Origin of the sequence: Cetobacterium sp. (assembly GCF_051658645.1) — a bacterium.
In the GTDB taxonomy this organism is placed as follows: Bacteria; Fusobacteriota; Fusobacteriia; order Fusobacteriales; family Fusobacteriaceae; genus Cetobacterium_A.
In genome coordinates this window covers 1-19,530 of sequence record NZ_JBOFMZ010000031.1, presented here as the reverse complement: position 1 = coordinate 19,530, position 19,530 = coordinate 1, and the positions used below count along the sequence as shown (strand labels likewise).

Annotated in this window: 20 protein-coding genes; 7 read left to right on the top strand and 13 right to left on the bottom strand. The window is 27.4% G+C overall.

The window, feature by feature from the left end; genetic code table 11:
* Window positions 1-669: 669 nt before the first annotated feature.
* Entirely contained in the window at window positions 670-1,353 is a 684-nt protein-coding gene (locus ACRCZX_RS02605) for a type 1 glutamine amidotransferase domain-containing protein (protein ID WP_438581385.1), read from the bottom strand.
* A 141-nt stretch (window positions 1,354-1,494) separates the two neighbouring features.
* Here ACRCZX_RS02605 and ACRCZX_RS02600 point away from each other — a divergent pair, with 141 nt between their 5' ends.
* Window positions 1,495-1,797, top strand: a complete 303-nt coding sequence (locus ACRCZX_RS02600) for a hypothetical protein (RefSeq protein ID WP_438581384.1) — start codon at window positions 1,495-1,497, stop codon at window positions 1,795-1,797.
* 84 nt (window positions 1,798-1,881) lie between these two features.
* Here the strand turns inward: ACRCZX_RS02600 and ACRCZX_RS02595 are convergent, their stop codons facing one another.
* The 8 genes from ACRCZX_RS02595 to ACRCZX_RS02560 all read right to left on the bottom strand — a co-directional run bounded on the left by ACRCZX_RS02595 (window position 1,882) and on the right by ACRCZX_RS02560 (window position 8,791).
* Window positions 1,882-2,445 (bottom strand): 6-pyruvoyl trahydropterin synthase family protein, encoded by a 564-nt coding sequence (locus ACRCZX_RS02595; RefSeq protein ID WP_438581383.1) that lies wholly within the window; start codon window positions 2,443-2,445, stop codon window positions 1,882-1,884.
* Window positions 2,446-2,592: 147 nt separating this feature from the next.
* Window positions 2,593-3,585, bottom strand: coding sequence for a sulfite reductase subunit C (gene asrC, locus ACRCZX_RS02590; protein ID WP_438581382.1), 993 nt, complete (start codon window positions 3,583-3,585; stop codon window positions 2,593-2,595).
* Between the two features lie 9 nt (window positions 3,586-3,594).
* Window positions 3,595-4,398, bottom strand: a complete 804-nt coding sequence (gene asrB, locus ACRCZX_RS02585; protein ID WP_438581381.1) for an anaerobic sulfite reductase subunit AsrB — start codon at window positions 4,396-4,398, stop codon at window positions 3,595-3,597.
* Window positions 4,382-5,389, bottom strand: a complete 1,008-nt coding sequence (gene asrA / locus ACRCZX_RS02580) for an anaerobic sulfite reductase subunit AsrA (RefSeq protein WP_438581380.1) — start codon at window positions 5,387-5,389, stop codon at window positions 4,382-4,384. Before asrA ends, asrB begins: the two co-directional genes overlap by 17 nt.
* Window positions 5,390-5,516: 127 nt before the next feature.
* Window positions 5,517-5,996, bottom strand: a complete 480-nt coding sequence (locus ACRCZX_RS02575) for a DUF1456 family protein (protein ID WP_438581379.1) — start codon at window positions 5,994-5,996, stop codon at window positions 5,517-5,519.
* Between the two features lie 94 nt (window positions 5,997-6,090).
* Window positions 6,091-6,741: a Crp/Fnr family transcriptional regulator gene (locus ACRCZX_RS02570; RefSeq protein WP_438581378.1), complete on the bottom strand. Its 651-nt coding sequence runs from the start codon at window positions 6,739-6,741 to the stop codon at window positions 6,091-6,093.
* A gap of 17 nt (window positions 6,742-6,758) precedes the next feature.
* Entirely contained in the window at window positions 6,759-7,424 is a 666-nt protein-coding gene (gene deoC / locus ACRCZX_RS02565; RefSeq protein WP_438581377.1) for a deoxyribose-phosphate aldolase, read from the bottom strand.
* A gap of 53 nt (window positions 7,425-7,477) precedes the next feature.
* Window positions 7,478-8,791 carry a thymidine phosphorylase gene (locus tag ACRCZX_RS02560; protein ID WP_438581376.1) on the bottom strand — a complete coding sequence of 438 codons (1,314 nt, stop codon included), beginning with the start codon at window positions 8,789-8,791 and terminating at the stop codon, window positions 7,478-7,480.
* A 117-nt stretch (window positions 8,792-8,908) separates the two neighbouring features.
* Here ACRCZX_RS02560 and ACRCZX_RS02555 point away from each other — a divergent pair, with 117 nt between their 5' ends.
* Together ACRCZX_RS02555 and ACRCZX_RS02550 are read left to right on the top strand one after the other, a co-directional pair.
* Window positions 8,909-9,517, top strand: a complete 609-nt coding sequence (locus ACRCZX_RS02555) for a Crp/Fnr family transcriptional regulator (protein ID WP_438581375.1) — start codon at window positions 8,909-8,911, stop codon at window positions 9,515-9,517.
* Window positions 9,518-9,591: 74 nt separating this feature from the next.
* Window positions 9,592-11,061 carry an alanine/glycine:cation symporter family protein gene (locus tag ACRCZX_RS02550; RefSeq protein WP_438581374.1) on the top strand — a complete coding sequence of 490 codons (1,470 nt, stop codon included), beginning with the start codon at window positions 9,592-9,594 and terminating at the stop codon, window positions 11,059-11,061.
* Window positions 11,062-11,111: 50 nt separating this feature from the next.
* Here ACRCZX_RS02550 and ACRCZX_RS02545 read toward each other — a convergent pair whose 3' ends face one another.
* From ACRCZX_RS02545 to ACRCZX_RS02530, 4 genes are all read right to left on the bottom strand, one after another.
* Window positions 11,112-11,336 (bottom strand): YMGG-like glycine zipper-containing protein, encoded by a 225-nt coding sequence (locus ACRCZX_RS02545; protein WP_438581373.1) that lies wholly within the window; start codon window positions 11,334-11,336, stop codon window positions 11,112-11,114.
* 81 nt (window positions 11,337-11,417) lie between these two features.
* On the bottom strand, window positions 11,418-11,657 hold the full coding sequence (locus ACRCZX_RS02540) for a TIGR03905 family TSCPD domain-containing protein (protein WP_438581372.1): 240 nt from the start codon (window positions 11,655-11,657) through the stop codon (window positions 11,418-11,420).
* A gap of 46 nt (window positions 11,658-11,703) precedes the next feature.
* Complete coding sequence (locus ACRCZX_RS02535; protein WP_438581371.1) at window positions 11,704-12,114, bottom strand: RrF2 family transcriptional regulator; 411 nt, start codon at window positions 12,112-12,114, stop codon at window positions 11,704-11,706.
* Window positions 12,115-12,209: 95 nt separating this feature from the next.
* Window positions 12,210-12,416 carry a hypothetical protein gene (locus tag ACRCZX_RS02530; protein ID WP_438581370.1) on the bottom strand — a complete coding sequence of 69 codons (207 nt, stop codon included), beginning with the start codon at window positions 12,414-12,416 and terminating at the stop codon, window positions 12,210-12,212.
* A gap of 179 nt (window positions 12,417-12,595) precedes the next feature.
* Here ACRCZX_RS02530 and ACRCZX_RS02525 point away from each other — a divergent pair, with 179 nt between their 5' ends.
* From ACRCZX_RS02525 to ACRCZX_RS02510, 4 genes are all read left to right on the top strand, one after another.
* Window positions 12,596-13,288 (top strand): hypothetical protein, encoded by a 693-nt coding sequence (locus tag ACRCZX_RS02525; protein ID WP_438581369.1) that lies wholly within the window; start codon window positions 12,596-12,598, stop codon window positions 13,286-13,288.
* Between the two features lie 53 nt (window positions 13,289-13,341).
* Window positions 13,342-15,174, top strand: coding sequence for a sigma factor-like helix-turn-helix DNA-binding protein (locus ACRCZX_RS02520; RefSeq protein ID WP_438581368.1), 1,833 nt, complete (start codon window positions 13,342-13,344; stop codon window positions 15,172-15,174).
* Window positions 15,175-15,284: 110 nt separating this feature from the next.
* On the top strand, window positions 15,285-18,167 hold the full coding sequence (locus ACRCZX_RS02515) for a UvrD-helicase domain-containing protein (protein WP_438581367.1): 2,883 nt from the start codon (window positions 15,285-15,287) through the stop codon (window positions 18,165-18,167).
* The coding region (locus tag ACRCZX_RS02510; protein ID WP_438581366.1) for a [Fe-Fe] hydrogenase large subunit C-terminal domain-containing protein at window positions 18,142-19,530 on the top strand (1,389 nt) is incomplete at its 3' end. The genes ACRCZX_RS02515 and ACRCZX_RS02510, both read left to right, overlap by 26 nt.

The following is a 19,530-nucleotide window of genomic DNA, read 5'->3' as shown; positions in this document are numbered from 1 at the left end:
TATTCTTTTTAAGGCATAGACAAGCTATGTCTTTTTGTGATATCATTTTTTTACAAAAATATTTCAAGTCGAAAATCTTTATCCCTTTTTTAGGAATTGGACCTATTTTTCATCTTTAGTTAACAGATTCTTATATTTATATAGAACAATTATACTACACTTCCACACTTTTTTCTACTTCAAAGTGTTTTGTATTAAATAAATATACATTTTTTTTAATTTGTAATATAATAATAACAAAAAAAAGATAGTCGTTTTGAATGACTATCTTGTATAAATATCTAATTTTGAATTATTCTATTATCAAAATGGATTAAAAGTTGAATTTATAGCGAAATCCTAACTCAAATTTATCAGTAATTTTTCTTGTCCTCCTAAATCAACTTCAAAACCTAAGTTTTTTGTATCTTTTTCATTCTATTTGTCATTTCATTTATCTCCATCTTATCATATTCAGATGCAGAATCTAATCAAACTCTAGTGTAAATATCGTATAAAGGTGCATAAGCCAATTAACTACTGGCTCAGCGATTACTTTTTTAGATATTTCAACTGTTCCTATACTAAAATTACTATAATTAAAACCACTAATAACAGTATTAATTTTTTATTTACTTAAAAAATTAGAAATATAAAATTAATTATCTTCAATAGTGGTTTTATATATTTTTATGAATAAAGTTCTTCTATTATCTTTTCAGCGACAAGAATTCCAGAAGCTGGATTTTGTCCTGTGAAAATAGGTCCATCAATAACAACATAAGAGCTGAAATTTTGATCACCTTTCCAATATTTTCCACCAAGTTCTTTAATCTTAGTTTCTAAAAGAAATGGAACTATATCTTGAAGTCCTACAGCTATTTCTTCTGAGTTTGAAAATCCTGTTATATTTCTATTTTTAATCATCGGCTCACCTGTTCTATCATTAATTCCTTTTAAAAAAGCTGCTGTTCCATGACAAACTGCTGATACAATTTTTCCATTGTTGAAAAAATCTGACACCAATTTTCCATTTTCTTCGCTCTCTGAAAGATCCCACATAGGACCATGACCTCCAGGATAGAAAATCGCATCATATTGATGAAAATCAATTTTATCTAAGCTTAAAGTATTTTTTAATAAGTTCATATCATCTTCTAAAAATATTTTTGCTAAAGGATTCTTATGAGATTCACTTAAGCTCATTGGATCAACAGGAACGTCACCTCCTTTTAAAGAAACTATTGTTATATCTATGCCTCTATTTTTAAAAGTAAAATAAGGTTCTGCAAGTTCAGAAAGCCATATACCTGTTTTTTTTCCAGTTGTTCCTAGTTCACCGTGAGATGTAAGTACAAATAATATTTTTTTCATCAAATACCTCCTAAAATCTAGAAAAATTACATTCTATCACAAGTATACTCTTTTTCTAAGAGAAATCCTTTATAGAACAGAATAAAGTTTGCAATTTTTATGTCGTAGTGGTAAAATTCATTTAGAAACGGAGTTGATATTTTGATAGCAATAAAACATGTTAAAGAAAAAAGATTTGAACTTATTATAGAAGTTTTTAATAAAATTAATTTTGAAAAAGTTTTAATTCCAGAAGAATACAGTAAAGATACTTTTGATGACTTTCTAAAATGGAAAATAGGAACTTCTCTTGGAATGAGATACGATAAACAACTTACTCTTATATATTCACAAAAAAGTGAAAAACTTCAAGAAAGTTTATTAAAAAATTTAACATATGATTTTAAGCAAGAACAATTTGAGATTTTATCAAATATATATTTTGAATTTGGAAAAGATAGATAATATAATCAAACTTATAAAATTCAAAAAAAAGGTTGCAGAATTTTACTCTGCAACCTTTTTTCATGACTATATAATGAGTTATTTCTATTTTTTATATCCACACTTTGAACAACTACCATCTTTGTGTAAAGCAATTCCACAAAGAGGACAACGCTCAATAGTTTTTATCACTTCATATTCTTGAGACGCTGCATTTGCTCCACTACTAAAAGTAATTTTAGAGATGTTTAATTCGTCTTTTAACAAGTCATAAACTATCTTGATCATTCCTTCAACCGTTAGTGTTTCTTTTGTTACAACCAAACGTGATTCTGGATACGCTGTTGCAAGTTCAGTTTTAAATGCATGACCTTTCATTTTGTTTTGAGGTGTCCCATCTTTAAGATGAGTTTCTTCATATACTTTTAATATAGCTGGTAAAAGAGGATCATCATGTCTTAAAATAAGTGCATGATCAAAATTCTTTAAATATTCCCAAGCTGTTTTTTGAATTTCATTGCATGGAAACACCATATTTACACCATCATTTATAGAATCTTCTACTTCAATAATCAATGTTCCTGTATGTCCGTGTAGGTATTGTGCTTCACCTTTAAACTTGTAAAATCTATGTGCATATTGTAAATCAAATTTAGTGATACTTTTCATTTTAATCCTCCATTATACTCTGAAATTTAATTTATTATATTTTGATAAGTGTAACCTAAACCTATCTAATTCTTTTATACTAAACATATCCAAATTTCCTTTAAATAAAAAAACCAGCTCGAACTTTTAAGCTTGAGCTGGTTTTTTTTATTTACCTATATCATTTTCAGCACCAGAATAGATTATTCCATTCCAGTTAACCATGTTTCTTTCAATTGTTACATCTTCTAGTTTTACACCTTCTAAAGCAAACTTTTTAAACTCATGGAATCCTGTTCTATCAACAATATATCCAATATGTTCTTTTGGTAATGCTCTATTGATATGTGCATCAACATATTTATATGTATTTTTAATTATCTTTAAAATATTCTCTTCATCAGCCCATAAAAGCCAATCTTCACCCATTCTAGGATTTTTCTTTCCTGTTCTTCCCATAATAGCAAGTCTATAATACTTTTTATCAGATCTAACCCAAGATGAAGTAGGACAGTTTATTACACACTCTCCACATCCAATACATTTACTATGCTCTCTAATTACAGTATAATTTTCAGCTCTTAAAGCTCCTGTAGATAGACCTTTACACTTTTTAACGCAAGCTCCACAACTAACACATCTTTCTTTTTCATAAAGAGGCATAGCCATACCAACAATACCAAAGTCATGCATTCTAGCTTTTATACAGTCGTTAGGACAACCAGTTAGTGCTATTTTAAAGTGGAAATCATTTGGAAACACTTCTTTTTCTACTTTTTTTGCAAATTCAGTTGTATTATACTGTGCTTTAGGACAAACACTATTTCCAATACAAGCTGTTATATTTCTTGTACCTGCTGCTGGATAACCATTTCCAACACCATTCGGTTGATTTATTTCGAATCCATCAATTAAATCTTGAATCTCTTTATTTACTTCATCAACAACAGTTATATGAATGCCTTTTATCTCAATACCTTGACGAGTTGTAAGATGAACTTTTCCATTTCCAAATTTTGAAGCTATTTCAGAAACTTTAACTAATAGTTCAGCAGTTATTTCACCACCTGGAATTCTAACTCTTAGGGCTGTTTTTTTTCTATCTTTTGTTACTCTAAATCCATTTTTAGTAAAACTCTTTCTACTTAGTTCTAGTGCCATCTTCTCCTCCTAATCTAAAAGCTTCTTAGCTTTTACGTAATTAAATATAGGTCCTTCTAAACAAACATACGTTTCATCTATTTTACAATGTCCACATTTACCAACAGCACAAGACATGCTTCTTTCGAAAGAAACCCAAATTTTCTCTTCAGGAATTCCTAACTTTAAAAACTCCAATGCAGAATATTTCATCATCATAGGTGGTCCAACTATAATAACCTCTAAATTTTCGAATCCTTCATGTAATCTCAAATGTGGGATATACTCAGTAACTAATCCAACACACTCTCCATCAATTCCACATCCTTTATCTACAGTTAAAATCATAGGCACTTTTTTTCTCCATGCTTCTATCTCTTTTTTAAATAAAATAGAATCTTGGTCTTTAAATCCAAAAATTAGCTCAAGCTCTGTCGTACCATCGTTTATAAGTTGTTTTATAAGTGGTCTAACTGGAGCAGTTCCACTTCCACCAGCTACAATTATAACTTTTTTCCCAGTATAAAGATGAAGAGGGAAGTTATTTCCATAAGCTCCTCTTAAAAATATTGAATCTCCAACTTTTAAATTGAAAATTGCATCTGTTACTTTTCCAACTTTTCTTATTAAAAACTCTATCCATCCTTCTTCATGATTACAGTCAGCAACTGATATAGGTGCTTCTCCAACCATAGGAATAGAAAGTTGTATAAATTGACCTGGTAGTGGCTTTATAGTCGTTTTAACTTTAAACAACCACTCTATTGAACTTTCTCTAACTATTGATATAATTTCACCTTTTTCGGGCATATATATATTACTCATCTTTATCACCTAACTTTTTTGATAGTTTATTTATACAATTGATATAAGAGATATACTCTGGACAAACATCATCACATCTTCCACAACCAATACACATTGGAGTTCCGAATCTCTTTTTATAATCTGAAATTTTATGCATAACTTTAAATCTCATTCTATCTCCAGCTTTTGGTCTAAATTCATGTCCACCAGCCATATTTGTGAATCCGTCTACATGGCAAGAAGCCCAAACTCTTCTTCTCTCTCCAGTTTTAGAGTTGTCTCTATTAAATATATCTTGAGTAGTATAACAAGTACAAGTTGGGCATACAAAGTTACATCTTCCACACTTTATACATCTATCATAATCTCTCCACATCTCATCATTTATGATTTCAGATAACTCTATGTTTTCTGGAATAGTTACTTTCTCAACATTTTCAGTTACAAATTCCATCCTAAATTCTGATTCTTTTCCATCATTAAAGAATTGAACTAACTCTTCATCTTTAATATCACTATAAACTTCACCGTCTTTAAAAGTTAATCCTAAATTATAGCTATCTATGTTATTAGTTCCCATTGAAGCACAGAAACAGCTTTCCCAACCTTTACCTGAACAACCTATAACAGCAAATTTCACCATTTTTTTTGCATCAGCATAATATTCATCTGCAAATTTGTTGTTTAAATATATATTATCAACTCTATTAATTGCATGTAGATCACAGCTTCTTAATAAAATCAAAGCTTTTTTTGTTCTTCCTTCTGGTTTTTTAAATTCATTTTCATTAAAGTAAAATATTGTTTGTCTTATAGGTAGTAGAATCTCTTTAGCTGAATAATGACTTTTATCCTTTAAATTAATCTCTTCTAATGTAGTTACTTTTTCATATTTAACTAAATCAGTATCAGAGAAAGTTCCTTTAAAAGGAAGTGTAACTGGAGCATATACATCATACTCTTTTGATAAATTCGATAACACTTTATTAAATTCATCAGTTGTTAATAATTTTTTCATCTTTCACCTCTTATACTTTTTTTATAATAGCATTCTATTACTTTCTATATAAAAAAATGTGTGACTTTAATCACACATCCTCATATTGACAAAAAATAAATTCTTTTCAGGTCAATTTATAATCTTATTATTTTTCGCCTCTGAAAAGTTCAGTTATTCCTGATATAAATACTCTAACGTATTTATCTCCAGCTTCTCTGTAGTTTTTGTGATCTGGTCTTCTGAATATAGCACTTAATTCAGATTCTGACATTTCAACTCCACCTGTTTTGAAAGCATCTATCATATCTTCACTTTTAAAGTTTAAAGCAATTCTTAATTTTCTTAAGATATAGTTATTTATGTTTTTATTGTTTGGTAAAGTTTCTTCTTCTCTTACTGGTGCATTTTTTTGAACTCCTCTTTTGTAGATTATAAGTCCATTTAAGAATTCAACTAAATGTTGATTGCTACAACTTTTGAAACCTTCAACTTCTGGCTTGCTTAAAATTGGAGCTAACTCTTCTAAAGTTAATTCGAATCCTCCTAATTTGAAAACTTCTAACATAGCTTTATCATTTATTCTTAAAGCGTATCTAACTCTTCTTAGAACGTCATTATTAGTCATTTATTCCTCCTGATTATTTTAAATTTATTAGTAATTATACCATAAATTTAAAACTATTCCTATTATTTATTTTATTCTTCTTTAATATTATGTATTATTGTCTGTAAAAATCTTTGATTTTTGATTTTTGAATAAAAATCTCATTATTTTCAACTTTAACCAATCCGAGTTCTTTCAGTTTTTTAACTCCTCTAGAAACCGTTTCTCTATTTGTTCCCAACATTTCAGCTAAATAAGTATTATTTACTTTTACTGTAAATCCATGGAATTCCTTTATTTCATATCCAAAATCTTTTGAAAGTTTCCACAATTTTGCTGCTATTCGTTTTGACATTGATATAGTTGTTGTATTTTTAAGTTGTCTATAAAGACGTTTTGTTTTTTTTGAAAGAGATTTTATTATAAGTATTGCTAAATCATGATGTTTATCAATAAGACGTTTCATCTCTTTTACAGGAATTACTAAAACCCTAACATTTGTAAAAGCATCACAACTGATACTTGTTTTTTCAGTTTCATCATATATAATAGCTTCATTTAAAAAAGAACCCTCTGGTAATAGGTATATTATTTTTCTTCTTCCATCAGAATTATCTTTATAAACTGTAACATTTCCATCAATTACAAAATATATATTATCACAGAAAGAGTGTTCTAAAAAAAGAGTTTCCCCTACTTTAAACTCTTCGCAGTGGGAAACTCTCAGTAAGTTATTTAATGAATCTTCTGATAATAGATCTTTCAAATAATCTCTATACATAATTAATATTTGTTTGGATCAGCAGTTCCTGTAGTCACTAATTCAACTCCAGAACTTGTCCCTAATCTTGTTACACCTAAAGATATATATTTTTCTGCTGTTTCTAAATCTCTAACTCCACCAGCAGCTTTTAATTCAGCTTTATCTCCAACAATCTCTTTCATAAGTTTAATATCTTCAAAAGTAACTCCACCTGTCCCAAATCCAGTTGATGTTTTTACAAAGTCAGCTTTTGCATCTAAACAAAGTGCTGTTGCAACTTTTTTCTCATCATCTGTTAAATAACAATTTTCTATTATAACTTTTAATATATTAGTTCCAATCGCTTCTTTTATAGCCGCTATTTCCTTTTTAACATACTCTATTTCTCCAGCTTTTAACATTCCAACGTTTATAACCATATCTATTTCAGAAGCTCCATCTTCAATTGCAGTTTTTGCTTCAAAAACTTTTGATTTAGTACTCATCGCACCTAGTGGGAATCCTATAACAGCACAAACTTTAACCTCTGTACCTTTTAACTCTGATGCTGCTAACTCCACATAAGATCCGTTTATACAAACAGAGTAAAAGTTATGCTCTTTAGCTTCTTTACAAAGTTGTAAAACATCCTTTGGTAATGTTGTAGCTTTTAATACTGTGTGATCAATATATCTGTTTAAATTCATTTTTCCTCCTAAATTTATTTTTCATATTTTATTACTGTTTTTACTAATATCTATTATAACCCGATATTCGATAAAATTTCTAGAATTACTTTATTTTTTTCAACCTTTTTTTCTACAATAGTATATGCACCTTCTAAGAATTTTATTGCTGAATCTAAATTTTTACCATTGTGTTGCACAGTTGCTAGGACTTCTCCAACTTGAACATAATCTCCAACTTTTTTATTTAATAAAACTCCAACTGAATGGTCTATTACATCATCTTTTGTAGCTCTCCCAGCTCCTAAAACCATAGCTGATTTACCAACCTCTTCTGCTTCTATTTTTGATATCCATCCAGATTTTATAGCTTTAAATTCATATTCTGATTTGTGATGTGGTAAAAGTTTATAATCATCTACTAAAGATGGATTGCCTCCTGCTGCCTCTATAAAATCTTTTAGGTGTTGAAGTGCTGCTCCATTTTTTATAACTTTTGCTACTTTTATCTTTCCCTCTTCTAAAGTTTTAACATCACCTTTTATCTGTAATGCTGTAGCAACTATAGTTTCTACCAACTCTGTAAAATCTTCTGGTCCTCTACCTTTTAAAGTTTCTATCGCTTCTATAATTTCATTAGTATTTCCAACAGCATAACCTAAAGGTTGATCCATATCAGTCAATAAAGTTACAACTTTTCTATCAAAAGAATCTCCAATATCGATCATTGTTTTTGCTAAATCTCTTGCCAAATCTAAATTCTTCATAAAAGCTCCAGAACCAACTTTAACATCCAATATAATTCCATCAGCATAAACAGCTAATTTTTTACTCATTATAGAACTAGCTATTAAAGGTATGCTCGATACTGTCGCTGTTACATCTCTTAAAGAATATAATTTTTTGTCTAAAGGTACAATTGTATCAGAATATCCCATAATTCCTGTTCCTACAGAATTCACCATTTTTACTAGTTCATCTCTCCTATCTGGGAACTTAAATCCTGGTATAGCCTCAAACTTATCTATTGTACCACCAGTATGACCTAATCCTCTTCCTGATAACTTAGCTGTTCCTATATCAAAAGCTGCAAATAAGCCAGCTAAAGCTATTGTAGTTTTATCTCCCACTCCACCTGTAGAGTGTTTATCTATTAAAAATTTTTCTACTCCATCAAATTTTATAACTTCACCACTGTTCATCATAAGCTCTGTGAATACTTTTAATTCATCTTTTGTCATACCATTAAAGTAAACTGCCATTAAAAATGATGACATTTGATAATCTGGAACTCTATTTTGTAAATATTCCTCTAATAAAAATTGGATTTCTTCTGAATTTAATATAATATTGTCACGTTTTTTTTGTATAATATCTACTGCTCTCATAATTCCACCTCTTTTATTTTATTTGAAATATATAATTTTTTCTAGCTTTTTTCTTATTTCCATGATATATAATTTATTATATAATAGATAGGACATCTGTCCCAAAGAGGAGATTTTATGAATAAAGTATCAAAATATATTGATTTCTTCAATTTAAATGACATTTTGATAGAACCAATTAGAGAACGTTTACTAGTTAAACATTACAAGAAAGACGAATATATCTTAGAAGCTCACAAAGGAGCCAACAGTATCTTTTTTCTTGTTGAAGGAACTGTTGAAGTTCTTTGTATTCTTGATAATGGAAATCAAGTTTGTTTAAATGTTTTAAAACCACTTGAAATATTTGGTGACATTGAATTTATTAATGATGAAGAGATTTTGTTTGATGTTATTGCTAAAACTGATGTAACTTTAATTTTACTGCCTTTTACAGTTGCAAGAGAGAGCCTAAATAATAATATTAATTTTTGGAAATTCTTAGCTATAGAAGGAAATAGAAAACTACTAAATACAAATCGAGCTATTTTCTATAAAAGTACTTTAAAAGCAAAAGATATCTTTATAAAATATATTGAAGATAATGATGGATATGTTACTTTTAAATCTTTAGATGAACTTTCTAGTAGATTAAATATTAGCTATCGTAATTTAACTAGAATAATATCTTATTATACTAAAACAAAGACTATTCAAAAAAATAGAAATTCTATAAAAAGATTGTAATGAAAAAAGAAAAATGGTAACATTTTACTAGATGAAAATTATAGTTTATTTTCAATTTTAAAGGGTGGTGGAAAATGTATTTAAACAAAGTAAACGATATTTTTAGTTTCTTAGGACCAATTACTGATTTTTTATGGGAATTTCCTAGAAATTTAGATTTTTATAGAGGTATTCCTATACTTGGAAATTTCTCTCTCTCTATTTTATTACTTATTGGATGTGGTATTTATTTTTCTTTAAAATTAAATTTTGTTCAAATAAGATATTTTAAAAGAAGTCTTCAAATTTTAAAAAAGAAAAATAACACAAAAGTTGGTATATCTCCTCTTGCAGCTTTTCTTTTAAGTAGTGCTACTCGAATCGGACCAGGAAATATAATGGGTGTTACTGGTGCTATTCTTACTGGTGGACCAGGAGCACTTTTTTGGATGTGGGTTAGTGCTGCGTTTGGAATGGCAACTTGCTTTGTAGAAGCAACTCTTTCTCAAATTTTTAAAGAAAAAAATGGTGGAGATTATGTTGGTGGTATTGCTTATTATGGTAGAAAACTTTTAAAAAATAGTAAATTTGTTGGCTTTTTTATAGCCTCATCTTATATTTTTTATGCATTATTCACACTACCATCTCAAGTTTTTCATATGTTCACAGCTTTCGGATCTGTTGCAGGATTAATAACAGGACAAACTTATTCACGAACTGACAATGTATACATAGTAATCGGAATAATAATTATAGTTTTAACAAGTTTTATTATATTTGGTGGTATTAAAAGAGTTACTTCTGTAACTGATTATATAGTTCCAACTATGGCTATAGCTTACTTTACAATAGCTATATTCTTAATTATATTAAACTTAGATAAAGTTCCTTTCTTCTTTATATCTGTTTTCAGTGAAGCTTTCAACCCGAGTGCACTATTTGGTGGAGCCTTTGGAATAGCTTTACAGCAGGGAATTAAAAGAGGATTGATGTCAAATGAAGCTGGGCAAGGTACCGTTACGATGGCAGCGGCAGCAGCTGATGCTAAACATCCAGTAGAACAAGGCTTTATTCAATCTTTCGGAGTTTTTCTAGACACTTTTGTTATTTGTACAATCTCTGGTTTTCTAGTTATAATAGCTAATGTCTGGAATATAGATACTTTCGATTTTACTGTTTTAAGAAATGATAAGTTAGGATATTTTATAACCTCATTAAAAGTTTTATCTCCTGATTTTTTAGAAACTCCTATACAATTAATAGTTTCTCTGTGTTACGGTATGTTTGCATTCTCAACAATTTTAGGAATGATTGCTTTTATTGAAGTTTCAGCTACAGAAATTTCAAGAAAAAAATATTTTTTAAATATTATGAAAATTATATCTTCACTTATATTTATACCATTTGGTGTTGCAACTGTTTGGTCTGGGCTTGAACTTGATAATATTTGGATTATAAGTGATTTAACTAACTTAATTATGGTTTTTATAAATATACCTTTAATACTTATTGGTTTTAAATACGTTCAACAATCTTTAGATGATTATGAAAGTTTAGAAAATTAAAAAAAGCTACAGCTAAATCGAAATTAATTTAGCTGTAGCTTTTTATTTTTTTAATTACCTAAAACATTTCCTTTTTTCTTATAATTATCTGTTGCTGCTCCGCCTAGGGCTCCTACTCCAGCTCCTATCAAGGCTCCTTTTGAATCACCTGTAATAACTGTTCCAACCAAAGCTCCAGCTCCAGCTCCAACTAAAGCACTTTTTTCTCTAGATGTCATATTTGAACATCCAACTAAAACCAAACTTAAAAATAAACCTGCTACTATTTTTTTCATTTGAGGCCTCCTTTATATATAGTTGTAAAAACTTCTACAAAGATATATACAAAGCTGGATTCTTATTTCCTAACAAAATAATTAAATTAACTCTTTTAATAGTTTAGCTAGTTGATCTGGGCAAGATGTTCCTCTTTCTGAACAATCTATCCCTTCTAATTTTTTTATAACGTCTTCTATTTTCATTCCTTCAACCAATTTTTCGATAGCAAGTGTATTTCCATCACATCCACCAAAAAACTCTATTTTTTGAACGATATCTCCATTTAATTTTACACCAATTTTTTTTGCACAAACACCTTTTGTTTTTAAAATTTGCATTTTTAAAATCTCCTTCACAATCCTTTATTATTTAAAGTATTAAGAATTATAATCCCGAACAATTTTTAAGTTTATCCATAGTTATCTTTCTTAATTCTTCTTTTATTTTAAAATTTACTTCATCTAACTTACATCTTAATCCACATAAAGCCATCTTTGAAGTCGAGCAACTTGTCTTGTCTTCAAAGCACCCATTAACTTTAATTCCACCTTCTAAAATTTGAATCAAATCATACACACTAATCTCTTTCGGTTTCTTTGCCGCTATATAGCCACCTTTGGCACCACGAAACGATTCTACTAAATCAGATGAAGTTAATTTTCCAAGAATTTTTAATGTAAACCTTATAGAAACACCCGATATTTCAGAAATCTCTTTTGCATCCATCTTTCTACTTGTTTCACATAATAAAAGCACTATTCTTATACCATAATCAACTTCTCTACTTATTAACATTACTCCTCCAATTTTCAAAATTTCAATATTATATATTGTAATGTATTTCTCAACATAAATCAATACATAATTTATATAATTTCAATAAATACAAGCTATTTGAAGAGAATGAAAAATAAAACAACCAAAAAATCAACTATAAAAATTTTAGTTAGTATACTTTTTCTATAAGTTGGATTTTTAAACAGTCTAATGTAATCATTTACTTTTAAATAACCTCTATATTTTTCATTCATAAAAAGATATGTAAAAGCATCAAATGTAAGCACTATCAAATTATACATTACTATTTTTTGTATCATAATACCCTCCAATAAAACCATTTTTTTATAATTATATATTACTTTATGTATCAATTATTGTCAAATATTTGAATAATGATATATTTTAAATTGAATTTTTGATTAAAATGAATTATAATACTTATAATTAGTATTGAATACTATATATAAAAATGTAACAATCTATAAGGGAGGAGAAAATGAGTTTTTTATTTAAAATTTTTAATAATAAGAACATTACTGAACTCGAAAAAAATAACCTAACTTTAAATCAAAAATTAAAAACACTTCAAAAGCAGTTAGAGGAAAAAGAGGTTCTTATTAACAATTACTCTTCTTTGCAATCTAAGCCTAATGCTGACTATTCAAAGCAATGGCAACTTATGGAAAAAAACCTTAGAAATTTACAAGAAGAAAATAAAGTTCTAAAAGAACATCTTATAAATTTAAATAATATTATTCCAAAACAACAATGGAAATACTCTTTTTTAGTTGATTTAAATCATTTCTTTAACGCTAATAAATTTATTAGCGTTAAAGAAAAGTTACATGATTTTAATATTCAATATCTACAAGAGTTAACTGAAGATATGTTTTATACTATATTAAAGGAAGATAAATTCTGTGAAGAAGCTCTTCAAAAATTCTTAGCCTACAAAGATGGTAAAATTGATTGGAATGTGAAAACTTTCTTATTGAAAGGGGATAAAGTAACAAAAATATATCAAAAATCAAGAAAATTTTTAAATATCTTATCAGAACAAAATATTGAATTTATGATAGAACTAGAAGCATTTAATTTTGAATCTCTCTATAAAATAGGTTTTTCGAGAGAAGAGATTGATAATTTCAAAAAAATATACGAATCATATAATACTGAAAGAAAAATATAAACAGCTTTAACCTAGATTTATATTAGGAGTAGAGTTTTGGGGAGGGAATTTTGATGAGTACATACAAATTATGGTGCAACTACCTTAGAATTGATAGATTTATTTATCCTGATGAAAAAAAAATAAAGTTTCTAAATTTTTGTGAGGAAGAAAAGGCAATCTATCTTTCTGATATAGATGAAGAGTTACTAACAAATTACTCTAAAGTACCCGGTGTTGGGCCTGGAAGAATTGCAGATATTAAAAACGATTTATCTGAAATTACTGAAAGGTTTTCAAAACAAAAAACCTACAAGCAAATTATTGATTGTGATTTAGATAAAATAATATTTAATATAAAACATATTGAAGGTATTACAATCGGTGACTTTTTAAATTATACTCAAAGAGATATTGATTCTCTGCCTATCTCTAATGCTGATTTAGAAAGAATATATGAAATATGTACTACAACTCTTCCTTTAAAAGAAACTTTAAAAAAAGTTAAAAATACACTTTCAGAAGAAGATATTCAACTTTTAGTCCATCGATTAGAAAACAACAAAACACTTGAAGAGATAGGAACCTTCAGAAATATAAGTCGTGAAAGAACTAGACAAATAGAGATAAAGTTAAAACAATCTATTAGTAATATATTTAAAAATAGTAATTTAAATGTAGCTTTAAAAATTCAATCAAATTTTAAAGACGAAATTTCTTTAAATGAAATGTATACAATTTTTGGAGATGAATATCGTTTTTTAGTTAATTTTTTAAAAAGAAACGAAATTTTTTCAAGACCTTACTATATTGATTTTTTAGATCTTTTCCTTTTTGATAAAAGAGAAAGATTCTTTAAAATATTCTATTCATTAGAATTTACAAATATCCTAACTACAGAAAATGTTAAAACAATTAGAAGTAGTTTTAAAAGCTTTAAGTGGATTGAGCAAGATGAAATAGAAAAAATCATAACAAAATTAGGATATGAAAAACATGGTAAGTATTATGTTCAAAATAGTGGGTATAAAGATATTTTAGAACTTTACTTTGTAAAATTGATTCATTCTCCTCTTAGAGTTGATGAAAATACTATAAAATTAATTGTAGAGGATATAAACTCAAGACTAGATTATAATCTTTATTCTGATGAGATAAAAAATATAAATGATAGTACTGCTATATATTTAGCTCGTAGATTAGAGGGGCTTCTTTCTAGAATAGATGGTATAATCATGACTGATTCAAGAACTTATATCCATATAAATAAAATAAAATATAATATTGAAGACTTTTTAAGTTTAAAAGATACTGTTTTATCTTTTAATGAAAATTATATAGATAGTATTGCTGTGTATAAAAATTTAGAAAATGCTCTAAATAATATTGGGGTTTATTCTGACCATGTTTTTTACTCACTATTTAAACACCATTTTGCTCAAGATCTTAATTTGACTACAAATGGAAACAGTCGTGTTTTAACAATCGGAGATCAAGGATTTAATAGAGTTGAAGAATTAGAGAAGTTTATTGAAATTGAAGGTAAAATTTTAGAAAAAAGTTTTATCCAAGAAAAACTTAACTATTCTAATGTTTCTTTAAATAATGCCATTGATAATTCAAATAAAATAATAAGTTTTGATAGATCTTTCATCGGACTTATAAATTTTGTTAATATGACACAAGCTGAAGTTGAGTTATTTAAAAAAATGGTTGTTTCAAATGAAATTGATGGTAATATTTTTATTCCTGAACTTATAAGTAGAATAAATTTAAATAAAAACTTTAAAGCTTTTATTAAAAGAAATGAAATTAATAAATACTTTATTGCATCACTTATTAGATATTATTTCCCTGAGTTTAAAGGTGGATGTAACTTACTTACTAAAAAATGTACCATCAAATAAGAAGAACCTGGTTTAATCCAGGTTCTTTTTTAGATATTAATAGTTATTTGCTTGAAATTTAAACTAAAATAATATAATATCTAATTAAGTCTTATTTTAGGAGAGTGCTTATGAAATTTTTAATTACTGAATATTTTTTCAAAAGTATTCCTCTCGAAAAAAATGAAAAGGTTCTTAATAGGTTACAGTTTTTCTATAATACAATTAAAAATAATAGCAGTCTATCTCATGAGATGCCAAAGGGATTTTATATAAAAAAAATAAATAACTCTGACTCTTTATATGAATTTAGAGTTGATAATGGTGATAGAATCTTCTTTCTTTTAAACTCTATTCCGAGAGATTATTCTGAAGGTAATATTATTTTTTTAATATATTCCTCTCATGACATGGCTATTAAAAAAGCAAAAAGAAAAGAGGTTCTCGAAAGCAACTTAAAAGATTTTATCATTTTTGATAAAGAGGATAACATTGAAAGAATTGATGAAGAATTCTTTAATTACAACAATCTTATTACTTATGAAATAAAAGAAGATTTTGATTTTATTCAAAATTTTCAGAATAAAAAATACAAATATTACTATTTAAATGATGAACAATACAGATGCTTAACAGATCTTCCACCACATTTTATTGCTGGAAGTGCTGGAAGTGGTAAAAGTACACTTACACTCAGAAAACTATTAAATTTAGAGGAAAATTATGAAATTTACAATTTTTCTAAAATTTTATATATCACTGCTAACAGTTACTTAAAAGATAACTCTTTTGAACAGTATAAAGAGTTTCGAAAACCTACTAATAAAACTGCAGATTTTTTTACTTTAAAAGAGTTTTTATGCCAATCTTTAAACATCTCAATTAACAAAGTTGCAGATTTTAAAAATTTTAAAGAATTTTTTAAATTTTCATATCCAAACAAGAAAAAAATTGATTTGTCTATAGAAGAGGTATATTCTGAAATAAATGGAATAATAAAAGGACTTATGATAAAAAAAAATGCAGACAATTGGAACAGAACTCTTTCTAACAACTGTATTCCTTTAGAAGACTATTTAAGTTTAAGTTCTAAATACTCAACTTTAGATAATCATTCTCGGAATTTTATTTATGAAGTTTGTCAAAAGTATAACCGTTGGCTAAATTCTAACAATCTATTTGATTTAAACGATTTATCTATCTCTTTAATTCAAAAAAATATAAAATTTGACTATTTAATAGTTGATGAAGTTCAAGATTTAACAGAGGTACAAATTTTTTCTTTGATCTCTCTCATAGATAACAAAGAGCATACTTTTTTAGCTGGTGATATACACCAAATGATTAATGCTACCTTTTTTAATTTTGAAAGAATAAAAAATCTATTTTATTCAAAGTACAATAAAAAAGTAAACTTAAAAGTATTATCTAAAAACTATAGAAGTTGTAAAAAAATAGTTGATTTAGCAAACTATTTTGCAGAGCTGAGAAGTAGATATATTGGTAACTTAGGAAGTGACGATTATAAAGAAGTAGCCATTCAAAAGGATGGTACTGTCAACTTAACCTGTGTAAATTTTGAACTTTTAGAAAAAGCTCAAAACAATCCAAACTCTGCTATTATTGTTCCTAATATTGATGTTAAAACATCTTTATTAGAAAGACTAAATAATAAACATAGAGTTTTCACGATTAGTGAAATTAAAGGGCTTGAATACAAAAACATCATCTGTTACAATCTCTCTTCAAATTATAGCGAACAATGGGGGAAAATATTTTCTAAAGCCACAAAATATGATCAGAGATACAGAAAATATTTTAATATTTTTTATGTTGGAGTTACTCGAGCTCAAGAAAAGCTTATTATTATGGAAGAAAAAATTCAAAACAATGAAGTTTTAAAAAATCTTCAAACTTTTTTAATTGAAACTAATAATATAAATATCGAAAAAAATAGTGAAAATATATCTGTGGAAAAAGATGACTGGTTAAAAGAGGGTATAAAACTATATAAGCTTGAACAAATTGAAGAAGCACAATATGCTTTTGAAAAAGCTGGTGAGCCAACTTGGATTATAGAAAAAGAGATTGAAAATGACATCTCTAATTTAAAATTTAAAGAAGCTATTTTAAAATTAAATTTAAAAAGCTTAAAAAGTAAAGAAGTTTATTATAGAAAACTTATTATAGATAAAGCAATCGATAGCAACCTTTTCTTTACTGCAACTGAATGCAATAAAAAATTTGGTATTGCTTATAGAGATAAAGATATCAAAGAAGGTCTTAAGTATGGTATTTCTCAAAATATATTTACTCAAAAAGAGTTGCAAAAAATAATTCAATTTTATAAAGAAAGAAAAGATTCTACTTTTGTTGGAGATTTATTATTAAAAATGAAAAGATTTAATGAAGCATTAGTTTTTTATCAAAATTTAAATAATCCTTTTGGTATAAAATCTGCTCGTTCTGGAATCTTAAAAGATTCTTTTAAAAACCTAAATAACTTTGAAGATAAAGTTACTGAATTAGATGAACTTATAACGAACAAAAATATAAATATTTTTGATAAAAAAGATAAACTTACAGCTTTACATAGAGCTCTAATAACAAAAAAAGATCCTATACTTTTCGAAATGATCTTACTTTTAGGTGGAAATTTAAATACCTATGTAAAAGGTAAAGAGTTTGTTCCTTTATACACTCTTTGTAGAATGAATCTATCTAAAGAGTTAAAAATAGAGTTCCTAAATATCTATAAAAAATATCACTTTGATTTTAATAAAACACAACACTTTACATTATATTTAAAATTCATAAAATGTTTCAAATTTTTAATAGATAAAGAAGCTTTAGATTTAGTGTTTACTGAAAATATTATACAGGAAAATATTGAAGCTATGAAAGATTCTGTAAATTTTGAAATAAAAAAAAGAAAATTAACTTTGTTTAAAAATATAATAAAAAACTATAAGAAAAAAAGGAGTGTTTATGAACAAGAAACAAAATCTACTTAAAACATCTTTAGGCTCTGTTTTTATTGAAAGTGATTTAATGGGAGGGCTTATTGGAGATAATAGACTTATCACAATCTCTGGTAAAATTAACAACCCTGGAATTTATGAAATTCCTGAAAATGCAACACTAAAAGAAATTTTGGAAATAGCTGGTGGTATGAAAAATGGTAGTGATTTTAAAGCTGCTCAGTTTGGTTTACCTTTTGGAGGTTTTACTGATAAATCTGCTTTAAATGCAACTGTTGACTTCAATCACTTTTTCGATTTAAAGCAACCAAAAGCTTTAATAGTTTTATCAAATGAAAGCTGTATTGTTCAATTTTCTAAATATTATATTGAATTCATTCTAGGAAAACTTTCTAAAGGAGAGTACAGAGAGTATTTAGCTGCTAAGTTTGAAATCGACAGAGCTTTAAGAGTTTTAGATCGAATCTCTAAAGGAAAAGGAAATATGAGAGATCTTTATCTTTTAAGACAACTTTCTAAAAACATAAAAGAAACTACTCGTCAAAAGCATAACTTTATTGAAGAAGCAATCGAAGCTTTTTATCATGAATTTGAAGAGCATATTGAAGAAAGTAGATGTTATACTGGTGAATGTCCACAGCTAGTTAAATTTAGAATCACTAGTAAATGTATTGGATGTACTGCTTGTGCTAGAGTTTGTCCTGTTCATTGTATAAAAGGTGGAATAAAAGAAAGACACTCAATTGATATTGATAGATGTACTCACTGCGGGCAATGTGTTGCTGCTTGTCCTGTAAATGCTATTAATGAAGGAGATAACAGTTATAAGTTCTTAAGAGATATCAGTACTCCTGGTAAAATAGTTCTTACTCAAATGGCTCCTGCTGTTAGAGTTGCACTTGGTGAAGCATTTGGTTTTGAAGCTGGTACTAATATTGAGAAAAAAATAAACGGTGCTTTAAGAATGCTTGGAGTTGATTATGTTTTTGATACAACTTGGGCTGCAGATTTAACTATTATGGAAGAAGCTACTGAATTCCAACATAGATTAGAATCATTCTTTAAAGGTGATGATAATGTAAGATTACCAATACTAACATCTTGTTGTCCTGCTTGGGTTAAATTTATTGAACAAAGTTATCCTGATATGCTTGATATTCCTTCTACAGTTAAATCACCTATGCAAATTTTCTCTACTATTGCAAAAGATATTTGGGCAAAAGAAAAAGGATTTAAAAGAGATGAAATTACAACTGTTGCTATAATGCCATGTTTAGCTAAAAAATATGAAGCATCTAGAGAAGAGTTCTCAAGAGGAGATAACTACGATACTGATTATGTTATCACAACAAGAGAGTTAATTAAAATATTTAAAGAAACAGAGATCGACTTAAGT

What these genes read in the sequence shown, in the direction of transcription:
- ACRCZX_RS02605 (WP_438581385.1), bottom strand. Translation starts at nt 1,353, where the DNA reads ATGAAAAAAATATTATTTGTACTTACATCTCACGGTGAACTAGGAACA.
- ACRCZX_RS02595 (WP_438581383.1), bottom strand. Translation starts at nt 2,445, where the DNA reads ATGAAAAGTATCACTAAATTTGATTTACAATATGCACATAGATTTTAC.
- asrC (WP_438581382.1), bottom strand. Translation starts at nt 3,585, where the DNA reads ATGGCACTAGAACTAAGTAGAAAGAGTTTTACTAAAAATGGATTTAGA.
- asrA (WP_438581380.1), bottom strand. Translation starts at nt 5,389, where the DNA reads ATGAAAAAATTATTAACAACTGATGAATTTAATAAAGTGTTATCGAAT.
- ACRCZX_RS02575 (WP_438581379.1), bottom strand. Translation starts at nt 5,996, where the DNA reads ATGACTAATAATGACGTTCTAAGAAGAGTTAGATACGCTTTAAGAATA.
- deoC (WP_438581377.1), bottom strand. Translation starts at nt 7,424, where the DNA reads ATGAATTTAAACAGATATATTGATCACACAGTATTAAAAGCTACAACA.
- ACRCZX_RS02560 (WP_438581376.1), bottom strand. Translation starts at nt 8,791, where the DNA reads ATGAGAGCAGTAGATATTATACAAAAAAAACGTGACAATATTATATTA.
- ACRCZX_RS02555 (WP_438581375.1), top strand. Translation starts at nt 8,909, where the DNA reads ATGAATAAAGTATCAAAATATATTGATTTCTTCAATTTAAATGACATT.
- ACRCZX_RS02550 (WP_438581374.1), top strand. Translation starts at nt 9,592, where the DNA reads ATGTATTTAAACAAAGTAAACGATATTTTTAGTTTCTTAGGACCAATT.
- ACRCZX_RS02545 (WP_438581373.1), bottom strand. Translation starts at nt 11,336, where the DNA reads ATGAAAAAAATAGTAGCAGGTTTATTTTTAAGTTTGGTTTTAGTTGGA.
- ACRCZX_RS02540 (WP_438581372.1), bottom strand. Translation starts at nt 11,657, where the DNA reads ATGCAAATTTTAAAAACAAAAGGTGTTTGTGCAAAAAAAATTGGTGTA.
- ACRCZX_RS02535 (WP_438581371.1), bottom strand. Translation starts at nt 12,114, where the DNA reads ATGTTAATAAGTAGAGAAGTTGATTATGGTATAAGAATAGTGCTTTTA.
- ACRCZX_RS02530 (WP_438581370.1), bottom strand. Translation starts at nt 12,416, where the DNA reads ATGATACAAAAAATAGTAATGTATAATTTGATAGTGCTTACATTTGAT.
- ACRCZX_RS02525 (WP_438581369.1), top strand. Translation starts at nt 12,596, where the DNA reads ATGAGTTTTTTATTTAAAATTTTTAATAATAAGAACATTACTGAACTC.
- ACRCZX_RS02520 (WP_438581368.1), top strand. Translation starts at nt 13,342, where the DNA reads ATGAGTACATACAAATTATGGTGCAACTACCTTAGAATTGATAGATTT.
- ACRCZX_RS02515 (WP_438581367.1), top strand. Translation starts at nt 15,285, where the DNA reads ATGAAATTTTTAATTACTGAATATTTTTTCAAAAGTATTCCTCTCGAA.